This is a genomic window from Sorangiineae bacterium MSr11367 (assembly GCA_037157805.1).
GTDB lineage: Bacteria > Myxococcota_A > Polyangia > Polyangiales > Polyangiaceae > Pendulispora > Pendulispora rubella.
This window is the reverse complement of record CP089983.1, coordinates 1,248,437-1,269,269: the sequence shown is the minus strand read 5'-3', so window position 1 is coordinate 1,269,269 and position 20,833 is coordinate 1,248,437. Positions and strand designations below refer to the sequence as shown.

The 20,833-nt window shown below is 62.8% G+C and carries 16 protein-coding genes and 1 pseudogene; 8 read left to right on the top strand and 9 right to left on the bottom strand.

Annotated features, from left to right (window positions below; genetic code table 11):
- Positions 1 to 81: 81 nt before the first annotated feature.
- Positions 82 to 684: an OB-fold putative lipoprotein gene (locus tag LVJ94_05520; protein WXB06691.1), complete on the top strand. Its 603-nt coding sequence runs from the start codon at positions 82 to 84 to the stop codon at positions 682 to 684.
- Between the two features lie 299 nt (positions 685 to 983).
- Here LVJ94_05520 and LVJ94_05515 read toward each other — a convergent pair whose 3' ends face one another.
- The 3 genes from LVJ94_05515 to LVJ94_05505 all read right to left on the bottom strand — a co-directional run bounded on the left by LVJ94_05515 (position 984) and on the right by LVJ94_05505 (position 2,869).
- Positions 984 to 1,904, bottom strand: a complete 921-nt coding sequence (locus tag LVJ94_05515; protein ID WXB06690.1) for an acetoacetate decarboxylase family protein — start codon at positions 1,902 to 1,904, stop codon at positions 984 to 986.
- A complete protein-coding gene (locus LVJ94_05510; GenBank protein ID WXB06689.1) occupies positions 1,894 to 2,211 on the bottom strand; it encodes a hypothetical protein in 318 nt (105 codons plus the stop codon). Before LVJ94_05510 ends, LVJ94_05515 begins: the two co-directional genes overlap by 11 nt.
- 502 nt (positions 2,212 to 2,713) lie before the next feature.
- Entirely contained in the window at positions 2,714 to 2,869 is a 156-nt protein-coding gene (locus LVJ94_05505) for a hypothetical protein (GenBank protein ID WXB06688.1), read from the bottom strand.
- Between the two features lie 415 nt (positions 2,870 to 3,284).
- Here LVJ94_05505 and LVJ94_05500 point away from each other — a divergent pair, with 415 nt between their 5' ends.
- Positions 3,285 to 3,422, top strand: a complete 138-nt coding sequence (locus tag LVJ94_05500; protein WXB06687.1) for a hypothetical protein — start codon at positions 3,285 to 3,287, stop codon at positions 3,420 to 3,422.
- A gap of 676 nt (positions 3,423 to 4,098) precedes the next feature.
- On the opposite strand, the gene LVJ94_05495 is transcribed toward LVJ94_05500, so the two are convergent.
- The 4 genes and pseudogenes from LVJ94_05495 to LVJ94_05480 form a co-directional block, all read right to left on the bottom strand.
- Complete coding sequence (locus LVJ94_05495; protein WXB06686.1) at positions 4,099 to 5,430, bottom strand: DedA family protein; 1,332 nt, start codon at positions 5,428 to 5,430, stop codon at positions 4,099 to 4,101.
- A gap of 240 nt (positions 5,431 to 5,670) precedes the next feature.
- Entirely contained in the window at positions 5,671 to 7,344 is a 1,674-nt protein-coding gene (locus tag LVJ94_05490; protein ID WXB06685.1) for a discoidin domain-containing protein, read from the bottom strand.
- Between the two features lie 790 nt (positions 7,345 to 8,134).
- Entirely contained in the window at positions 8,135 to 9,946 is a 1,812-nt protein-coding gene (locus tag LVJ94_05485) for an amidohydrolase (GenBank protein ID WXB06684.1), read from the bottom strand.
- A 260-nt stretch (positions 9,947 to 10,206) separates the two neighbouring features.
- Positions 10,207 to 11,861: pseudogene (locus LVJ94_05480) on the bottom strand (carboxylesterase/lipase family protein).
- 104 nt (positions 11,862 to 11,965) lie between these two features.
- Between LVJ94_05480 and LVJ94_05475 the strand changes: the two are divergent.
- The 3 genes from LVJ94_05475 (at position 11,966) to LVJ94_05465 (ending at position 15,225) form a co-directional block, all read left to right on the top strand.
- Complete coding sequence (locus tag LVJ94_05475) at positions 11,966 to 12,550, top strand: hypothetical protein (GenBank protein ID WXB06683.1); 585 nt, start codon at positions 11,966 to 11,968, stop codon at positions 12,548 to 12,550.
- Positions 12,551 to 12,714: 164 nt separating this feature from the next.
- Complete coding sequence (locus tag LVJ94_05470; protein WXB06682.1) at positions 12,715 to 14,313, top strand: serine/threonine protein kinase; 1,599 nt, start codon at positions 12,715 to 12,717, stop codon at positions 14,311 to 14,313.
- Between the two features lie 207 nt (positions 14,314 to 14,520).
- Positions 14,521 to 15,225 (top strand): hypothetical protein, encoded by a 705-nt coding sequence (locus tag LVJ94_05465; GenBank protein ID WXB06681.1) that lies wholly within the window; start codon positions 14,521 to 14,523, stop codon positions 15,223 to 15,225.
- Positions 15,226 to 15,267: 42 nt separating this feature from the next.
- Here the strand turns inward: LVJ94_05465 and LVJ94_05460 are convergent, their stop codons facing one another.
- Both LVJ94_05460 and LVJ94_05455 read right to left on the bottom strand, forming a co-directional pair.
- Positions 15,268 to 16,644, bottom strand: coding sequence for an alginate export family protein (locus tag LVJ94_05460; protein ID WXB06680.1), 1,377 nt, complete (start codon positions 16,642 to 16,644; stop codon positions 15,268 to 15,270).
- 291 nt (positions 16,645 to 16,935) lie between these two features.
- Entirely contained in the window at positions 16,936 to 17,835 is a 900-nt protein-coding gene (locus LVJ94_05455) for a LysR family transcriptional regulator (protein WXB06679.1), read from the bottom strand.
- Positions 17,836 to 17,928: 93 nt separating this feature from the next.
- Between LVJ94_05455 and LVJ94_05450 the strand changes: the two genes are divergently transcribed.
- The 3 genes from LVJ94_05450 to LVJ94_05440 are packed head-to-tail and all read left to right on the top strand — an operon-like array spanning position 17,929 to position 20,781.
- On the top strand, positions 17,929 to 18,711 hold the full coding sequence (locus LVJ94_05450; protein ID WXB06678.1) for an aldolase/citrate lyase family protein: 783 nt from the start codon (positions 17,929 to 17,931) through the stop codon (positions 18,709 to 18,711).
- Positions 18,712 to 18,742: 31 nt separating this feature from the next.
- Entirely contained in the window at positions 18,743 to 19,621 is an 879-nt protein-coding gene (locus LVJ94_05445; GenBank protein WXB06677.1) for an amidohydrolase family protein, read from the top strand.
- Positions 19,618 to 20,781, top strand: coding sequence for a DUF5624 domain-containing protein (locus LVJ94_05440; GenBank protein WXB06676.1), 1,164 nt, complete (start codon positions 19,618 to 19,620; stop codon positions 20,779 to 20,781). The genes LVJ94_05445 and LVJ94_05440 overlap by 4 nt, the downstream gene beginning before the upstream one ends.
- Positions 20,782 to 20,833: the final 52 nt, after the last annotated feature.

Genomic DNA, 20,833 nt, shown 5'->3' with positions numbered 1-20,833 from the left:
TGGTCAACAAGCAGATAAGCATTGCTGCTCGCGCGTGCACTACAGCGCCACGCCACGAACCGGTACATAGGAGATATCAGTATGAATCAGCATCAGGGTGGCCCTTCCGGCGGATACGGACCACCACCTCCACAGGGATACCCGCAACAAGGCTACCCGCAGATGCAGCCACCCAAAAAGGGCATGAGCGGCTTGATGATCGGGCTCCTCATATTCGGAGGCTGCATCGTGTTCGGTATGGGTAGCTGCCTCGTTTGCGTCGGAGTCGGGGCAAAACGTGCCGCCAGAACCGCCACGTCGGCGCCCGAGCCGAACGCGGGAGCTGGCCGCGGCGCTGTTGCCGCTGCGACACCGACGTCTCCGCCCGCCGCGGCCACCTCGGTAGAGATTGCGACATTGCTCGGCGATTACAAGGGCAACGAGGTGCGGGCGGATGGCCTCTACAAAGGGAAGAGCATCCGGACGACGGGAAAGGTCGTCGACATCAAAAAAGACGTCCTTGGGAGCATGTACGTCACCGTCGGCACCGGCAAGGCATTCGAAATTCCCAAAGTACAATGTATGCTCAACGCGGAAAACCTCGCGAAGGCGTCGTCACTGAACCAGGGTCAGACCGTCACGGTCGAGGGCAACGTGAGCGGTCTCATGATGAACGTCCTGATCCGGGATTGCGATATCAATTAAAGTAGGCCCGTACTGCGAGGGCGGCGACTTTCATTGCAATTGAGGGTCGCCGCCTGACCTGAATCAGCCCCCCCGATTTTGAGTCCCAGGTATTTGAGGGCTAGGCGGCGAACTTGACCGAGCGTTTCCTTCGTAAGCACGTTTCGGATCGCTCCGCGCGGAGGAAATTCCGGATGGTGCATTTCAGACGAAACTCTTCGTTGATTTGGCCGATGGCGATCGCGGTGGCTGTTCTTGGCCGGATCGCTTCAAAAGAGCAAATCTCTGATGGTGTGGGGACCCGCGGGTCCCCACATTCCTCAGCGCGCGTCCGGACCGGTGAGGATCCGCAAGTCGGACACCGAGTACGAAAGCGTGCTGCGGAATCCTTGTCCGGTACCGACAATCCACAGATCCGCCAGTTCCTCACCCGGCGCGGGGAAGAATTGGAGCTTGCCGGCGCCCGCCCAGGTCGTACCGAGCTGCACTCCGTCCAAAATAGACAGTGTGAGCTCGTGCACGGCGGGGTTGTCGTATTGACCGGCCCTCAATCGCGGGAAGTGCCGGAGGTTGCAGATTGGCCGAGACAGCGCGGGCAGGTTCGGGATCGTGTTCGCCAGCGTGATCTGGCCTTCCGCCAGACGGCGACCCGCGGCCGACAGGGTTCCGGCGAACGTCCCGCCCGGCCCGAGAACCGGCGCAGCCTTGCTGGCCACGGAGTAGGCGCGGGTCTGGTGGACCTGGCCGATCTTCTTCGGGAAGCCCTGGAACCAGCCCCTGGCAAGGGATGCGTCGTTGTCGACCCAGATGAACGGGCACCACGCCACGTTCGTACTCTGGAACCGGGCGTCCAGCAGGATCAGGAATTCGGAGTACTGGCTCCGCACCGGCTCCAGATAATCCTGCCGGTCGCCGGTGGTGAACTGCCAGTCGATGAACAACGCGTAGCCGTGACCTGACGTGGTGGGGTCCGCTGTGAGCCCTGCGGGCAGCGCGGCCTGCGCGGCCTCCGGGGTCGTCCAGAACTCGACGCCGAGCAGATCACCGACGTAGTTCCATGGCGGTGCGCCGACAATGTTGGCCTCGCCCCTGGCACTCAAGGGAAGACTATAGCCGTTCAGTTCGTTCGGCGGCAGGGAGGACGCCGACGCCGACGCCTGCGCGGCGAGGCCGGTGCCGGCCACCGCCGCCACTCCCCCGGCGATCAGTCTGCGCCGACCGATGTTCAAATCATCCGTCATGGAGAACCTCCAGGCTCATTTCGCTGGCAAGCCGCGACGGTGGCCACCAGAGCGAGCGGAAGGAAACTTTATGCAAACGCTGGATGATGCGCTTCATGATGGTGATTCCTTTCGCGGCGGGCAAATGATCGATTTCAACGGCCCGTGGAGGGGTTGATTCATGCACACAGCAACGAGCGTTCCGGATCGCTGCATTTCGGCTCACCGGGTTCTGGCTTTCGGCTTTTGGCAGCCGCCCTCGAACGTGCACATAGGTGATGAGCAACGCGGCGACAAGGAGACCGGGGAGTTGGGCGAGAGTCAGCATCGTTACGCAGCCCCGATTTTTTTGGGCTGCGATCACCCATCGCGTAGCGCTCGACGCCGAGCTGGCCACGCGCGCGAATGGCGACGACAACATCGCGGCCTATGTGCTGGTGTTCGCCACGCGCAAGCTTCATGAGCTCGTCGGAGACTGCGCTACTGCAAGCGCTGACTATATCGATGTACTCCACAACACGGAAAGGCAACACTCGTCGAATCGATTGCGTGAGCCCGATCGAATTTGAATTAAAATCAGAAACGAAGCGGGTAAGGACAGAAGCTGCTTAGCCCAAGTGTCTATGCTACCGGGGGAGGCTCAGTCCCCATCGTTCACGCTCCCGCTCATTGCCCGCCATGTAACGGTTAGCCATTGCCCCGGATCCACGCGACAGCAAGTGCTCATCACGGGTACAGGCTGGATTCATGGAAATGCCCGGAAGCCACAAAGCTGAATCTCCGCCGCAGCAGCGTTTCGAGGACGACGCGCTTGGCAAAGGACCTGGAGTTCAAAGGCGTGGTCGTGCCTCGGTGAGTTCGGCCATGACTTCGTCGAAGTCGTGGAGGTCGTCATCATCGACCTCCTCCATCGCACGACGGATCCCTTCCGCCTCATCTTCCGTGAGGTCGGGATCTTCAGGCGGTGGCTCATACGGGCCCGTCACGGACGTCACTGTAGCGCGGAAAGCCCCTGTTGATTGGCGTGGCGGGAAGCTCGGATGGGCCCCCCAGGCCGTTCAGGCAAAGACCACGCCACACCTTAGTGCCGCCACGTTCGTCCTGGGTCTACACCTGTCATGCGATGGGCTCCACGTAAAGGCCCCGTATGACGACGCCACCCGGTCGACGGCTGCAACCATCATGATCGTGTCGATGGATCGGCGCCGCCGACGGTTCCCCGAGAGCACCTCGACGGCGACATCGAGCCCGAGCTTGCTCCAGTACATGAACCACGTCGTCCACACTCTTCGCCGGCGAGGTTGCATCGAACCTCGACCCCCTTCGATCGAATGCGCTTCCACGCCGTTGGTCAGGGACAAGTGCACCAATGGCGTATCCTCGGGCCGATCTGAATGCACCATGGCCCGCGAGGACCAGCCATCATGGCCCACGCTCGACGACGTCACCAAGGTCGTCCAGTCGTTTCTCGATCCCATGCTCACCGCACGACTCGATACGGCGCGGGAGCCCAAGACATGGCACTGGCGACTTCGTTGAGAAACGACGAGAACAATTTCACAGAGGGGAATTCGCTTGTCGCACCGTTCATGAGTTCGCGATATTACTCATCGAATCTTGACCTCTTTATTGGGGGACCTGCGGCCGCGGCGTGCCGCCTGCACGGCGATCCCCGCCGGCAATCGATCGCAGAGGATCTCCGGCGTTGCGAGATCGAATTCCCAACCAGACGCGCTCACGTGCCATCGCGACCGTACGAACGTCCCGATGACATTCTTGTCGCGTCGTACCCACTCACCTCCGAATCCCCGCCGTTCGAGCAACTCGGCGATCGCGCGGTATGTACCACTGTTGCGGTCTCGGTTTGTGCGCTTCTCATCACGACGCCACAGGGTCACAGTTGTCCGCAGAGGAGCGCGCCAAGTGGGTAGAGCCGAAGCATCCCGATATGATAAATTGAATTCCACCGCGATACGACCCGCTGAACTTCGCAAAAAGAACTCAGAGGCGTATGTAACCTCAATAGGCGTCAAAGAGCTCTGCCGGACCACATCGAAGATCCGCCATGCATCGAGACTCCTGGATGGTGACGGACATGCTCCTTGCGGCACGAAAGTCAGTCGCTGTGAATCACGAAGTTGAGTAATATCGGCGCTTGCATGCACAGCCTTGCCGTCCGCGGTGGCATTTGGTGATGTGGCGTAACCATGGTCGATTAGGAACTTGCGAGCTGCTGCCATTGCAGACTCCGAAGGGCCTTTGCGTTTTTGCCAGGACGCACCTTGTCCTTTCCCTGCCACGCAAGGACGGCCGCACCATTAGTTCCCACGGCCACGGAAGTCCCCGGATACGTGGCGTCGGTTGCAACCGTTTGGGCGGGCCCGATCCCTTGGGGACCGAGGGTTCGGCTCGTGATTGTGTAGGGCGCTCTGGACTGGTCGCCCGACGGCCCTGTGAGAGCATACGAAAGTAGGAGCCCTCCACGCTGGCCATCGGAAATCAAACGCATCGAGTCGTCGTATCTGGCGTCCGATGTCTGGATCGCGGCCCACCCCGTTCCCGGGACGAATCGCCGGAACACCAGCGGTGCATCAGATTCACGATGAGCCCATGTCACAATCGCCCCGCCGTCCGCGAAGATCGCTGCCTTCGACGCTGCCAGGCCCATGCCCGAGACCTCCTCGAGAGTCTCCGGAGCACTCCACCCCGTCGACGGCTCGAAGCGCTCGATGACGAGTCGCTCTTTCTGCGCCGCGCGATCGATCTCTTGAAACACGGCGATGAGCCGGCCTCGCGGACCAGCCTCGAGAACGGCATCGCCGAGATCCCGTCCCGCCGATGGGATCTCGGACCAACGTTTATGCACGTCGAAGATCACAGGGGCGGTGTCGCTGTCCAGCAGAGGAGCGAGCTCGTCGACTTCGATGCGCGCGGTCGTGAGCTGCCGGATCAGCGCGCGGCGGCGCATCCAGCGCCCGGTCATATAAAGTGCGAGCAAGCCGACGAGGATGGCGAGTGCCCCGCGTCCGAGCCGGCTCGCGCCCTCGAACAGCCAGTCGACCTGGTTCGAGAACATCACGCCGACGAAGAGGGCGCACGCAGTCCACAGCAGCGCCCCCAGCGCATCGTACCGGACGAACGTGCGGTAGCGCGTGCGCATCGCTCCCGCCATCGGCACCGATACCAGCGACAAGCCCGGAATGAAGCGGGAGACGGTCAGTACGCGCACGCCCCACCGACCGAAAAAGTGTTCCGTTTTCCTCACGCAGCTATCGCGTGACAGCGACAGCCGGCATAGCGTTCTCAGAGCTCGGGCACCGAGGCGGCGTCCGGCGATGTACCACGCCGTGTCGCCGATCAGCGCGCCGAGCACGGACAGCACCACCACCGAGCCTAGCTGCCTGCCCATCATCTCCGGATGCAGCGACACCATGGCGCCGAACAGCACGAGGGTCGGCATGGCCGGTACAGGTACCCCGATCGCAGCCGCCAACACATTGACGAATACGATGAGCAGCCCATGGCGGGTGACGAGATCGTGGAGCATCGCGAAATGAGCTGTGGATCCAAGATCGCGGATCAGGCAGCACAGATACGCCGACTATCGCCCAAATTCGATGTAAGGATCGAGCGGGCGGAGGACAGAGGAGCGAACGACGATGAGCCTGCCCCATCCGCGCTCGCTCACCGGTAAGGAAGGGTCGGATAATGCTGGGACCGCGTCCTGCTCTCGCCCTCGTCAGCACGAAGGCCCCCCCTCGGACGCGCTTATTAGCACTCTTTCACCTTACGGGCCGTAGATCTCGAACTCCGACAACTGACCTGCGGGCCACGCCGTGTTCGCGGTGAAGGTCAATTGAACGTACCGCGCCGACGTCGTGGCGAAGGTGAGCGTGGCCACATTGTTGCTCGCCGGGTCGAAATTGACTCCGGTCGACCCCACGATGGTGCCGTAGTTCGAGCCGTCGGTGCTGCCGAGGACCGACAACGTCTGGGTGCGCGCACCCCAATTCGCAGTCGGGAGCTTGAGCACGACTTTGTTGATGTTTCTCGTTGCGCCAAGATCCACGGTGAGCCGTTGCGGGAACGCATTGTTGGCGCTCTCCCAATACGTGCTGGGATCGCCGTCGACCGCATTGTTCGAGGAGTAATTCTGCGTGTGGCTGCTCTCGCTCGTCGACTGACGGAGCGCGAAGTTGACGGGACCGCCACCGCCATTGGTCGTGGCGGTGGGACGCGTGGCCGTCAGGGCAATTTGCCCTTTCAGCATGCGCCCGCCGTCGTTGGTCAGCCGCAGATAGTAGTCGGACGAACACGGTGTGCCGTCTTCGTCGAGGGCCAAGAGGCCGGAGCCGGCGGGGACCATCGATGCATTTTCCGCCGTTTTGGCGATTTGATTGCCCTCGTTGAATTCGTCGAACATCGAGATATAGATGCCCTGTGCGCCGACGCGCACCATGTTGTAGAATTGGCGCCACATGAAATCGCCGTGCGCCCGCTGGCGACCGGACACGTCACCGGGCAAAACGCATGGTTGATAGTCGATGCCGTTTGCGTTGCAATCGGCCTGGTCGCCTACATTGGCATTGTTGTAGAAATAGTCCGAATCGCCAGCATTGCCGATGCGACCCACCATCCACGGCGAGATCATGTTGAATGCGTGGTACACGTCGAGATATCCCGCCCGCGAATCGCTGACCCCCGTGCGCCACCACGTGGGGACGCCACCCATGACGTACGTATTTTGCCCCTTGAACCAATTGATGACGTCGAGGCATGCGCTCGCGCTCCACGGGTGATTGGCGTCGTTGAAGCCAAATCCCCATATGCCGACCACCGGTTTGCCATTCTGCCGAGCATAGGCAGATGACGAGGTCAGCTGGGACATCTTGTTCGTCCAATCGGCTTTGATCTCCGATTGCATGTTCGTCCAGCCGCTGACATCGTACATGATATAGAACTTGCGACCATATTTCTCCGCAGAACTACGGACCTTGTTGGCCATACCATCGCGCGTCGCGCCCTCACTACCGTTGGGATTGAAGCGCTGCAGGGCCGCCGTATCGCAACCGTATTGCTGCATCCAGAGAAAATGCGTATCGACTGCTTGCTGAGCCCACGACGAAAACAGCGTGGCCGGCTGCCCGCCATTGAGATTTGCATACGCCGTCTGGTACGCGTTGCTGTATTCACGCATATCGGGCCAGGCCTTGATCACGTTGTTATTCGGCGATGGCGCCTGTGACCAATTTTGGCTCCAATGCCACCATGCATTGATAGGCGCGCCATCTCCCGAACAGGCGAACCAGCCCTGATAGCCTACAGTGATTTTTCCGACCACGTCCCCCACCGGGCTCGCCGCCGCAATGAGATTTCCTGCCTTCGCCAAACCCGCGCGTGACGCTGCAACGGCCGCAGATCCTGCCAATACCGAGCCAATGAATTTACGCCGAGACAACATGAGATGCCTCCCTTGGGGCCACCGCCCCACGCAACATGACGTTTCGACGGGAGCGGCAGCTCCCCACATGAGGTGTCGCCACTTACGGGGCGTAGACTTCGAACTCCGACAACTGACCCGCAGGCCACGCCGTGTTCGCGGTGAAGTTCAATTGAAACGTGCCGCGCCGACGTCGTGGCGAAGGTGAGCCCTGCCACACCGTTGCTCGCCGGATCGAAATTGGATTCCGGTCGAATCCGCGATCATGGAGTCGCTCTGCGTTGTGGCTACTTTATCGGCAGCTCTTCGAGACTCATTGTGCGCCCTTCCTTTCTGCTTACGAGATCGCATCCTGCGACCAACCGAGAGGGAGAGAGAGAGCAAAAGTCTTTAAGTTGCGCTGTGTCGATTAATATTTTGTGCCGATAAATCGTTAATTTGCATTAAAGGATGCATTTGTCACCAGAAAAGGTGGGTGAACCGTCCCGCCAGCGACCTTTTGATCACTCTTACAATTCGACGCACATTACGCGCTGCGTTGCGCTCCTCGAACATCGGCCCACCGCGGCACGCACCACTCGAAACACAGCGTGATTCAATTTACCCGTTAGCGGCAATTCGACTTGAGGAAATCGACCAACGCACGCACTGCCGAACTTACGCTGAATGCCCGCGTTGTTGATCAGCACATTGAGCGGGGGGAATCGCTCCGTGACTTCCTTCGCAAGGCGCGCTCGGTCATCGGACCGACCGGCGTCGCTCACCAACGTGACCACCGACGACAGGCGCTCGTCAAAAGGATCCGACACCGCTAGAGCGAATGAACGTCCGGGCCACGCCAGGTGCCGTCGTACGCTTTCCAGTGCGTACGCGGGGAGAGCGGTGCCACCGAGGCGTCGTACACGATGCGACCATCGAGGATGGTCATTTGCACGGCGGCCGTGTGAATCTGGTTCGGCGCGAGGGTCGTGAGATCGCGATCGAGGACCACCATGTCGGCGAGCTTTCCGACCTCGAGCGAGCCCGTGGTGCGCTCTTGCTTCAGCGCCTCGGCTGCGTGGATCGTGTACGCCGCCAGCATGTCGTCGATCGATACGCGCTCGTCGGCGTTGAGAACGGCGCCCGTCTTCGCATTGGTGCGTGTCGCTCCGTTTTCCATGGCCAGCAGCGGATTTTCCGTCGATATCGGCCAATCGCTGCCCCCAGCGAGCACCGCCCCGGCTTTGTGCAAACTCGCCGCGGGATACATGAAATGGTAGCTCGTGGGGTCGATGTAGGGCTGCAAACCCTCGAGGGTATTCCCTGTTGGAATCGCCCAGAGAAGTTGCATGTTGGCGATGACGCCGAGCGCCGCGAAGCGCGAGAAATCCGCGGGATCGAGCAGTTGTAGGTGCGCAATCTGGTGCCGATGGTCGGATATGCCGTTTTTCTCCCGCGCATACGCGAAGGCGTCGAGCGCTGCACGCGCCATAGCATCACCGATGGCATGAACGTGCACGCTGAACCCATCGGCATCGAGCCTGCGGACGTACCGCCGGAGCACCTCGGGATCGAAATAGTGGGCACCAAAATTCGTCGTGGGCTGACCGTGTCCATCGAGGTAGGGGTGCAAGAGCGCCGCCGTCTGTGCAGGGTATTCGGGCACGCCGTCGGCGAGGATCTTCACCGCGTCGGCGCGCAACCTCGGGTGCCCGGTCGCGTATTGCGCTCGCAGCGCGGCGAGCCTTTGGTACTCCGCCTCGACATCGACCACCTTGGAGGCCAGCGCCCCACGGACCCGAACCGTCAACTCCCCGCGTCCCTCGAGCGCCGCATAAAGCTGCAACACTTCGGGCGTCGCCAACGCATCTTGGATCGACGTGAGGCCGAGCGCATTGTGCTGCTTCAGCGCGATCTTCTCCTGGGCGATGCGCTGCTCCAGTGTGGCTGGGGGAATGGCGGCTAGCGCCAAGAAGAGCGCCGAATCGTTGAGGAAGCCCGTGGGCTCTCCCTGCGCGTTACGCTGGATGCGGCCCCCGACCGGATCGGGCGTCGAGGCTGTGATGCCAGCCTGTTGGAGCCCACGTGTATTGAGCCAAGCCGTATGATTATCGACTCCGACGAGGATCATCGGGCGGTTCGCCAGCATTCCATCGAGATCGGCCTTCGTCATCACCAGGCCGCTGGGATCGACACCGAAGACTTCAAACCAGTCGTCCACACCGCCCGCGGGAGATTCGGCGGCGATGCATGCTTGCACCGCGGCGCGTATCTCCGCCATGCGGTTCGCCGTATTGACCAAGCTGCATTTACCGATGCTGCGACTCCCTTCGGCGCTGTGGATGTGGGCATCGATGAACCCCGGCAAGACCATTTGGCCGTGAAGCTCCGTAATCTTTGTGTTCGCCCCCACATAGGTGTTCACCAATGCGTCGCTTCCGACGGCGACAATCTGCTCCTCACGCACGGCAATGGCCGTTGCCACCGTGCGGGCGCCATCCATCGCATGCACAGCACCGCCCCGCAGAATCCACGTCGCCGGTTCCACACCTTTCACGTTGGATCCATCCGACTCATGGCACGCAAGGCCCGCTGCACCAACGGCCAATGCGACTACCCCCATCCGAAAAAGTGAACGCTTCATGCCGTCCTCCTGCCAAGAACGCCTAAATGCACTGCTTGGTAAAAGTCAGTTATTACTGATATTTAATGGCGTGATCGCAACGCGTCAGCCAGGTGTTTTTTGCCCTCATACGATGTCGATCGCATCGTGGCCCTCAATCAATTTGAAGGACTCTTCGGTATCCTCCCGAAACAAGCTCTCACCGTGACCAGCTTCATCAGCAAGACCATTGCTTCGCAGCACGCGGGATGCGGTCCCCGCAACGGCGCGCGGCGCGAGGATCACGGACGACGGGGCATGGTCGGCAGGAGATCGTCGAAGCTTGGGTGCTCGCCGTCGAAAGGCAATGCCTCGAACGCCGTACGCTCCACGCCGAAGGGATCGGCCACCCGCTGGATGTCGCGATCGAACAGGAGCGTGGCGCGCTCCTTGGCATCGTACATCGTCCAGTTGGGGATCTCCGGGATCGCAGGTCGGCCCGTCTTCGCGAACGCCACCCAGAGCCCCTGCACCCGATTGGCCAAATCGTGCTTCCAGGGCTCCGTCGTCCCCGCCAACGGCCCCGTCCCCCCCAACGCCCCCGTGAAGGGGACGTCGAGCGCGTGGAACACGTAAGGCAAGTCGATGGCATGCGGCGCGCCGAGCGCGCCATTGTTTTGCGGCGACGTCACCGTGAAGAGTCCCATCCACACGGGCACGCCGTGCTCTCCGAGGACTTCGGCCATGCGGGTGGCGGGGAATCGGAAGACCGTGTCGCCGAACGCGGCCATGGCGAGCTGCTCCTCGGTGAGCTCCGAGCGCACGCTCCTGTAGGCTGCGATCGCGCGGTCACTGCGGTCCTTGCCGATGATGCGCTCGAACCAGGGGCGGAACATCGTTACGATCTGCTGCACGAACTTCGGATCCTCCAAGAGCCATAAGCGGAGCTCATCGCGGTTGGTGGTCAAGATCGTGGGGACCATGGGCGGGTGGGTCGCGAACCGCTTCATGGGATGCTCGGGCAGCACGTGACCATCGACCACGGGGCCGAAGTTCGCATTGGAGGTGAGCTCCTGGTACAAGACGTCCGCTCCGGCCTGCACGTCCTTGTCGCTCAACCCGCGCAGCGCCTCGATCGAAGCGGTCTTCGTGGCTTTGAGAAATGCTTCGGTGCGCCGTCGCGCCGTCGCCTGGGGGAGCACGTTCATCGGTGTTCCGCTCTCGAGGATGACCCGGTGGTAGAGGCCATCGGCCGAGGGGCTGCCCATCACCGCCGCCGTGGAGATCGCCCCGCAGACTCCCCGAACAAGGTGATCGCGTGGGGATCGCCGCCGAACGTCGCGATGTTGTCCCGCATCCACCGGAGCGCGGCGATTTGGTCGAGCAAGCCATTGTTCCCGCTGGTCGCGTACTCGGGACCCAAATTCGACAAATCCAAGTACCCGAAGGGCCCAAGCCGGTACGCCAGCGAGACGAACACCACGCCCCTGCGCGCGAACTCGGCGCCGTCATAGATGGATTCGGCCGGGCTCCCCGACACGAACCCGCCCCCGTGGATGTACACCATCACAGGCTTCGGCTCCCCGGTGCTCGGGGTCCACACGTTGACCGTCAAGCAATCCTCCGACATCGTGACGCCGGGGATCGTGTAGCTCTCCGGCTGCACGCACATGGATCCGAATTTCGTCGCATCGCGCACCCCCGTCCACGGCTCCGGAGGCTGCGGAGGCCTCCACCGGTTTGGACCGACCGGGGGCGCAGCGTAAGGGATGCCGCGGTAGACCTGGATCCCGCCCGGGAGCCCCGAGCCTTGGAGCTCCCCTTGGGCGACCGTGAGCCTGTTACTGTTTTGCCCGGGAGGGCCGTTCGTGACTTCGCCCCCGCAGTGCACGAGATCGGGCACGAGCGCAGCTAAAAGGACCACATAGCGAAGCAAGCGGGTCTTGTCGGGATGCATGGGATCCTTCCTGGGTGGCTGGCATGTTGCACAACAACGTTATAAAACAACGTTGTACAACATCGTGACCTATACTCGCCGCGAACGCAAGCTGGAGGAGAGAGATGCCCATCGATGTGGATCACGAAGCCCGAAAGCGGGCGATTGGCCAAGCTGGCATTCGCATCATTCGTCGGAGCGGTATGGCCGCCTTGACCATACGCGCCGTTGCCAAGGAGATGGGGGGCTCGACAAGCGTGGTGACGAACTACGCGCGCAATCGCGCGGAGCTTTTGTCGCTGTGTCTCACTGCCGTTCTCGAGGAGTGGGACAAACAGGACCGAGCGTTCTCGCGGGAGCCCAAGCGTCGATGGGAGCAATTCGCGGCGTCGGGCTTGGACTGGTACACCGAGCCCGGGCAGGCGGTGGCCTCGGTGATACTCCAAACGTTGGCCGACGCATCCAATTCCGACCTGCTCACGATGCTTCATACCGAACTGCACAAATGGCGTCGAGCGGTGCTCGACGCGGCCCACGCCGCCGAGGTCCCCGAGCCAGATGTGGCGACCGATACTCTCTACTTGTTGTCCCGCGGAATCATGTTGACGGTCCAAGAAGATCCCGAGTCGTGGCCCTCCGAGCGCGCCGAGAAGGCAGCCATCTACCTCGCGCGCGTGCTCCAGCGTGGCCCGGGGAAAAAGAAGAAGTAAGCTTTCAGTCGGTCTCGAGGCATCGCTCATCGCTTCTTTGGTGCATCGGGTGCGCTCGACACCCGTGTGAGGCTGCGCGCGAATGCGCAGGAATTGTTATGCAACGATATGGAACCGCGGATGTACGGGAGGATTCAGCAAACGAGGCTCGTCGAGGCCGCTCGATGACCTCCTCGCTTCCATCCATGGAGTTGTCGCCGCGGGTCGCTTTGTTCTCCGCAGTTTGGGCAGGGGTTGCCGCATTGGGGGTGGCGCTCCACGCCGCGACCACGTTGCTTTTGGGTGGTGCGGCCGACCTCCGCGCAGCGCCATTCGTCCTTCAGGTTCTCTCCGCCGTCATCCCCATCGTGATGTGGGCACTCTGTCGCGTGCCGCGGAGCACCGCGTTCTGTCGCGCCGTCGAGGCATTGGGCCTCGTTGCGGGCACTGTTGCGATAGCCTTCATGTGCCATCTGCTCGCGCACCAGAGGATATCGAGCATCCCGGGCACGTCACCCGAGGTATCCGCCCTGCTCGTCAGCAACGCGTACGAGATCTTGTCGCTCATCGCGGTCTTTTCATCGAGTTTGATCTTCACGGCCCGCTCCGCGCTGGTGCCGAGCCGAATGTCTCATACCATCGTCCTCGGCCTAGCCATCGGGATCACGACGATCCTAGTGCTCGTGCTGGCGTACGACGGGCGGCCCTCCGAGGGCGACTATACGCGCATCGTCATCGTCATCTTCACGACGTCGACGTGGACTCTTGCGGTCGCCATGTGCGCCGTGCTCTCCGCGATCATTCACGGGCTCCATCGGGAGATCCAGAAGGCGCGAAAACTTGGGCAATACACGCTGGAAGAGAAGATCGGCGAAGGGGGCATGGGGGTCGTCTACCGCGCGCATCACGCCATGCTGCGCCGCCCAACGGCCATCAAGCTGCTTCAACCCGACCGTGTCGGCGACGAAGCGGTCAAGCGCTTCGAACGTGAAGTACAATTGACCGCCGAGCTGACGCACCCGAACACCATTACGGTCTACGACTATGGCCGCACGCCGGACGGTATTTTCTACTACGCCATGGAGTTTCTCGACGGAGCCAGCGTACAAGCGATCGTCGAAGCCACGGGGGCGCAGCCCCCAAGGCGTGTCGTTCACGTTCTTCGTATGATAACCGGCGCGCTCTCCGAGGCGCACGGGCGAGGGCTGATCCATCGCGATATCAAGCCGGCAAATATCATCTTGAGCGAACGCGGCGGAACGCCCGACGTCGCCACCATTTTGGACTTCGGCTTGGTGCGCGACCTCGGAAACCGTGAGGACGTTGGGGCCACCTTCGAGGGCAAACTCATGGGCACCCCCATGTATCTGGCGCCCGAAGTCATCAAAGACGCCAACGCGGCCGATGCACGCACCGACATCTACGCGCTGGGCGTCGTCGCCTACTGCATGCTCATCGGCCACCCGCCGTTCGAGGGAAAAACCATCTTCGAAGTGTGCAGCCATCACCTGCATAGCCCCGTGGTGCCGCCGTCGATCCGGCTGAATGCTCCCCTCCACGCCGGGCTCGAGGCACTGCTCCTACGATGCCTGGCAAAAGATCCTGCGGAGCGCCCGCAGAGCGCGATCGCGTTGTCCGAAGCCCTCGCCACCTTCGATGTTGCGCCCTGGACCGCGGATGATGCACGGTCATGGTGGAAGACGCACGGCCCGAAGATCCGCATCGCGCGCGATCGCACCCCACTCGCGGGCAGTCAAACCGAGCTTGCCTTGACCAAGGTTTGACCGTACGCCACAGCGGTCGAGAGAGCTCACGGCGCACCTACGTGATCCGCAAGTCCTCCAAAATCTCCTCCCCGGAGATAACGATAGGACATCTCTCCTTACTTTTCTTTACGACGCCCTTTGGCGACAACGGGGGGTGGATCCGTCACAGTCTCCTCACCCCGATACTCTTTGCCTAGTTGCCCGAGGAGAACGATGGATATGAACATGAAAAGCCCGTGGACGGTGGCCCTGAGCTTGGTTGCGGCCGTGACTGCACTTTCGATTGGGTGCTCTTCGTCATCGTCCTCGACGACCGACACGTCCCAACCCGATGCGTCGACCCAAGCCGACGGGGCGCCTTCGGCCGACATCGATGCTGGGGACTCCAACGCTCGGTCGGCTCCGTCCCAAGGTGGAGCCTCCGGTGTCGTCGATAGCCTGGCCATGCCGAGCTTTACCTTCACGACGGGGGCTGGGCAGAAGGTCACCGTCAATACGACGTCCGCGACGACCTACGAGAACGATACGGGCGACACCACCGCGAGTGCCATCGTCCTCGGTGTCAACGTGCTCGTAGCCGGGATTGTGGACACGACAGCCATTACGGCCTCGCACATCACCGTGCGACCGGATGTCGGCGACGAGACCCAAGATTCCGTGGAGGCAGGGGTGATTCCCTTCGAGCGAGGCTCGCAATCTGCGGCCAAGCAGGATGGTCAGATTCCGAACTACACCGAGGGCGAGGGGACGATCGTCAGTGGCGATATCGCCGATCAGGCGGCGGAGGCTGCGCTCGACGCATACCCAGGCATCGTCGCCAACCGTGTCGTGCTCCTGAGCGGCGGCGAGTACGAGGTCCACTGCATCGGAGTGAACTGGCCGCACCACGTCTTCGTCGACCCGGCTTTTGCGGTGCTTGGCGCCAATTAGCAGGGAACATGGCGGACGCGCCTCGAGACGCGTGCACCTAGCTCAAAAGCGAAACTGGACCAGGAACCCGACGAAGCTGGCACTCATTCCGCCTGCGGAGCGCGCGGCGTCGCTCAGGGCGAGGTACGTCGCAAATAGCTGCAGCAGCAAATACCGGTTCACCCTCCAATCCGCCTCGAGGTTGAACGAGGTTCCGAGGAAGCGGCTCGAGCTGGGATGGAGCGCGAGCGGAAAGCCGCCCATGGTGTAAAGGCCGTCGTTGCTGGTCTGACGCCAGAAAAACTGCGGACCGAGGGTAAGCTCCACTTGCGGGATCGGATTCGAGGTCAACCCGGGAAACGCATCGACGACGTTCGAGAACGTGAACCACCCCACGTCGGCTCCGGTGAACAGCGGCGCTTTCGGGCTCACGGCGACGAACGTGTTGACCATCCGATCGCTCGCGGAACGATCCCCGCTGAACGCGTTTGCGCGAATGAAGACCCGCGGCGTCGATGGGATTTCGTCCAACGTGTATCCACCTTCGGACAGCACCGCCCAGGCCCGTATCCCCATGTCGGCAAAGGTTCCGCTCTGGCCGACCAGCTCCAGATCGTAATCCAGCCCGTGGCTTTGGCCGTACAGCCGCACGCCATAGGTATTTCGCTTGTCGGCGCCGGCCACACCGTGCATGCGCGCCTGGTCGCGTTCGAAGCGATAAATGTAGCTGTCGAACGACAATGGCAGCTTCAAAGCCTTCAGGAAAACGGTGGCGTAAATCCCTCTGAAGCTTTGTCCGGCGACCGAACCATCGTCGAAGGGCTGGTCCAGCAACAACACGGGCCGCACGTCGAATCCGTCGACGCGCAAGATGCCCGGCAGCGTATATGTCGCGCGGACACCATTGAAGAGCCGGCGCACGTTGAGATCACGTATGCTCACCAACTTGCCACTACCTAATGGCATTTCGAATCGCCCGAGACGAATCGTCAGGCTGCCCGCTCCGTCCAGGGGCACGCGGCCGTCGAGAAAAGCCTGCCGCAGGTCGGGGCCGCTCTCATTGGGCGGCGTCAGGATTTTTTCGCCGTATTCCTGATCGGTCCCCACCTCCGTGAAAATACGGAAGGCGGGACCCACGTGCAAATCTGCAATCAGGCGAAACCGCTCTGCGAGACCGTAGTTCCCGTCGTTCTCGAGCGTTCCCAGCTCCGTGTGCGTGTTATGGGTATAATAATACCGCGCCTCTCCACCGATGGAGAGATAGGTGCTGTCGCCATGAATTGGGATATGCCGAATGCGATCCAACAGGGATGCATCCTCGGACGGCGGCGCCGTCCAATCTTCGGTCCAGCGAATCATTTGTGGCGTGCCCGGCCGCCCCAGCCTCCCGCCGGGCACCGCCTCCGGCGGCGCAGCACGAAGCGCGGACGCATTCAGCATGCAAACCAGTCCAATGGCAAGTGCTGAATTCGCACAGTGTCGCACGCGCATGGTCTCCCTCCTCCAACGCATTCACCCGCGAGCCCGAATTCGTCACTCGACCGGAAGCTCCGTCGCGCTGGGCGGCGAGTTCGTTATTCGAACTTTTGTTCGTTGAATGAACTAAAGCCGGCCCATATGTTGGTCAAGGCGATTTTTCATTTGCGCAGCCCCCATGGATCCCATCGGCTGAAATCCGGCGTCCGCACGCGCTCTCGAAAAATTTCCAAAGGGATGGCGACGATGCGCGCGCTACCGCTTCTGCAACGTCGCCGCCAGCTCGGCAAACTGCAGTGCGCGTGAATTCGCGTCGCCGCGCCGGTGCGCGATGTAGAGCGTCGTCGTCGTGTCGTCGTCGCTCAGTTCACGGAGCACCACCCCCGGTACGGCGATCGCACGCAGCGCTCCCGGCACCAGCGCAACGCCGAGCCCCGTCGCGGTCAGACCGATCAAGGTCGATGCCTGCTGCGCCTCCTGCACGACATTCGGGGTGAAGCCGCGTTTCTCGCACAGGGAGAGCATCTGCGAGAACAGCGCCACCCCGGACTGGCGCGGATAGGCGATGAATGGCTCGTTGCGCAAATCGGCGATGCGGACCGTGCGCTTCTTCGCGAGCCGGTGGCCGGCGTGCAGCGCGAGCAGCAGCGGCTCTTCGAGCAGCGGCGCGAGCACCAGGTCGCGCATCGGCGCGGGCGCCTCGGGCGGTACGCGCAGCAGGCCGATGTCGAGCTCACGCGCGTCGAGCGCCTCCATCTGCTGCGATGACGCCAGCTCGCGCAGCACAATCTGCACGCTGGGGCGCTGCGTGCGATATGCGTGAATCAGCCGCGGAAAAAACGGCGAGAGCGAGGACGCGTTGGTGAACCCCACCCGCAGCCGTCCGACCTGGCCGCTTACCGTCTGCCACACGTGCTCCTTCGCCATCTCGACGCGCGACAGAATGCCCCGCGCGTCGTCGAGGAGCGCGTGCCCTGCCTCGGTCAATACGACCGTGCGGCGTGTGCGATGAAAGAGCCGCGCACCCAGCTCGGTTTCGAGGGCCTGGATCGCGAGACTCAGCGGCGCCTGGGTGATGCCGAGACGTTCGGCGCTGCGACGAAAGTGCAGCTCCTGTGCGACGACCGTGAAGTACTCCAGGTGCCTCAGATTCATTGATTCAATCTCCAAATCAATAAACTGCTCTCACAGAATAAATCAAATCGATTTTCGAGGCGATACTGGTTCGTACGAAACGATGGAGACACGATGAACGGCATCGGAGTGACGGAGCGACTGCGCAGCGGCGAACCCGTCTATGCGCTCGGCATCCGCGCGTCGCGCTCCGCCGACGTGGTCCGCTGGGCCAAAGCGGCGGGCTATCACGCGGTGTGGATCGACATGGAGCACGGCACGCTGTCCGTCGACACCGCCGCGCAGCTGTGCGCGTGCGCGCTCGACATCGGCCTGTCACCGTGGGTGCGCGTGCCGGAGCGCGACTACGGCACGATCAACCGCGTGCTCGACGGCGGCGCGCTCGGCATCATCGTGCCGCGCGTCGAAACTGCGCAGCAGGCGCGCGACGCGGTCACCGCTACACGCTTTCCGCCGCTCGGCCAGCGTTCGCAGGTCGCGACACTGCCGCACGTACGCTTCGAGAAACTCCACACGCGCGAACTCAACCAGCGCCTGAACGATGTCACCGCCGTGCAGGTGCTGATCGAGAGCCGCGCGGGTGTCGACGCCGCCGCCGCCATCGCTGCCGTGCCCGGCGTCGACGTCCTCGGGATCGGCTGCAACGACCTGAGCGCGGACCTCGGCCACCCTGGCGAATCGACGCACCCCGAGGTGGTGGACGCCTGTCGCCGCGTGATCGCGGCCGCCCGTCATCACGACAAGATCGCGCTCGTCGGCGGGATGCCGGACGGCGACACACTGTCGACCCTCCGCCGCGAAGGCGCGGTGCGCTACGTCTTCGCCGGCATCGATTCCGACCTATTTCTCGGCGCGCTGCGCCAGCGCATCGACGCAAGCCGCGCCGCGCAGGACTAACATGACAGAGACCCCGCTGATCTCCACGCCCATGCGCGACGCCACGACGCTGTCGCGTCCCGCGTTCGACATGCCCGCTCGGTCATGCGACGCTCACATGCACGTATTCGGGCCGCTCGATCGGTACCCGTGCGTCGCACATCCGCATTACACGCTGCCCGACGGCGCACTGCCGCTCTACCTGAAACGGATGGACCGGCTGTCGATCGCACGCTTCGTGATCGTGCAGCCGAGCTTCTACGGCACCGACAACCGCTGTCTGCTCGACGCGTTGCGTGCCGCGGGACCGGTGGCGCGCGGCGTGGTGATGATCGACGAAGACACCGACGACGCGACACTCGCACGCTTTCACGATGCCGGCGTGCGCGCCGTACGGCTCGACCTGTTCGCGCGCTCGGCCGAACGGAACGACGCGATCCGTGCGTACATCGGCCGGATGGCGAAGCGCTGCGCGGCCCTCGGCTGGCATCTGCAGTTCTATGCGCCGGGCTGGGTCGTGCGAAACCTGATTCCGCTCCTCGACGACGTCGAGACCGATTTCGTCATCGACCACATGGGCTATATGATCGAGGAAGACGGCCTCACGCAGGCCGACTTCGCCGGGCTCCTCGCGCTGCTGAGAAACGGCCGCTGTTGGCTGAAACTGAGCGCGCCGTACCGCATCGCGAAGCATCGCGGCTACGAGGCGGTGGCGCCGATGGCGCGCGGCATCATCGAGGCTGCGCCGGACAAGGTGATCTGGGGCTCCGACTGGCCGCATATCCCCGATTCGACGCGCGATACCGGCGAGCTGCTGAATTTGCTCGGTCGATGGACCGCCGATCCGGCCGTGCGCCGCGCGGTTCTCGCGGACAATCCGGCACGCCTTTTCGACTACGAAACCGAGACGAACCACGGTCGACAGCCATGATCCATGAACCGAATGCGGCGTTCGCCGGATTGTTTCGCGCCTTCACGTCGGATCCGGCCAGCATCGGCGGCCAGCTCACGCAGCAGATGAACCAGCGCGACGCGAATGCGCCCCTGCTCGTATCGACGGGCTCGGACATCGCGCTCTTTCCGGGCTCGGGCCGCGCGGCGCAGATCGAAAGCTTTCGCAAATCCACGCGCGGCTTCATCGAGCTCACGGCGGTATCGCATCTGCCGCTCGCGCTCGCGTATCTCGCGCGGATGCGCGAACTCGACGACACCGGCCGGCGCGACGCACCCGACAGTGGCTGGCGCCGTGGTGCCATGATGCTCGCCGGTCACGCGGCGCGCGTACGCGACACCAATTCGGTGGCGCTGTGGCGCGACGGCATCGCGGTGAAGAGTCTCGCGGGCCAGGAAGCGAAGATCGCCGCGCTCGTCGACTACACGTGCGCGGTATCGCTCGACATGCTGGAGCGTGCGCAGCGCGAGCCGGACCTGATGACGTTCGAAGCATTGCTCGACCTCTATTTCGCGCCGCGGGGCGCGCACGCGCTGCCGGTGCCGATGAACGACGTGATGTTCGCGACCTTCGGGCTCGCGCTTCTCGACATCGTCTACCGCATCGGCAGCTGGCTGCGCGCGCAGACGCTCGACTGGCGACGCGCGATGGTGCTGGTCAGCGGCCGATCCGGCCGTCCGACCGCGGGTGCGACATGGGCGTCGAACAACATGTGCCATCTGATCTGGCGCGCATCAGATCGCACGCTGCCGCCGGAGCGGCTGTTCGTCGCGCCGCACGCGCCGTCGTTCTCGGTAGCCGATCTGCCCGACGCCGAAGGGCTCGCCGCGCTGGAGCAGACCTACCGCACGCTGTGGCAGAACACGCGGGCGAGCATCGACGTCGGCCGCGCGCTGTTCCCCGGCCACGAAGGCTATCGCTTCGAACCGACGGCCGCGGAAAACATGCCGCCGATCGCATCGCCCGACGACCGCCGCGCGATGAGCGCCCGGCTGCGCCGCATCATGGAAGACCCCGCACAGCTGCTGTCGAACTGCGTGGCCGACTGGATCGTCGACCAATTGAACGACAACGGCAACCTGCCCGAACGGGTCGTGATCCCGGGCTTCACCAACGTGGAGTACCCAACCGCCAGCTAGACGCCCGCCACGGAGACGCATCGCCATGACTTACGCAGCAACGCCAGACCCG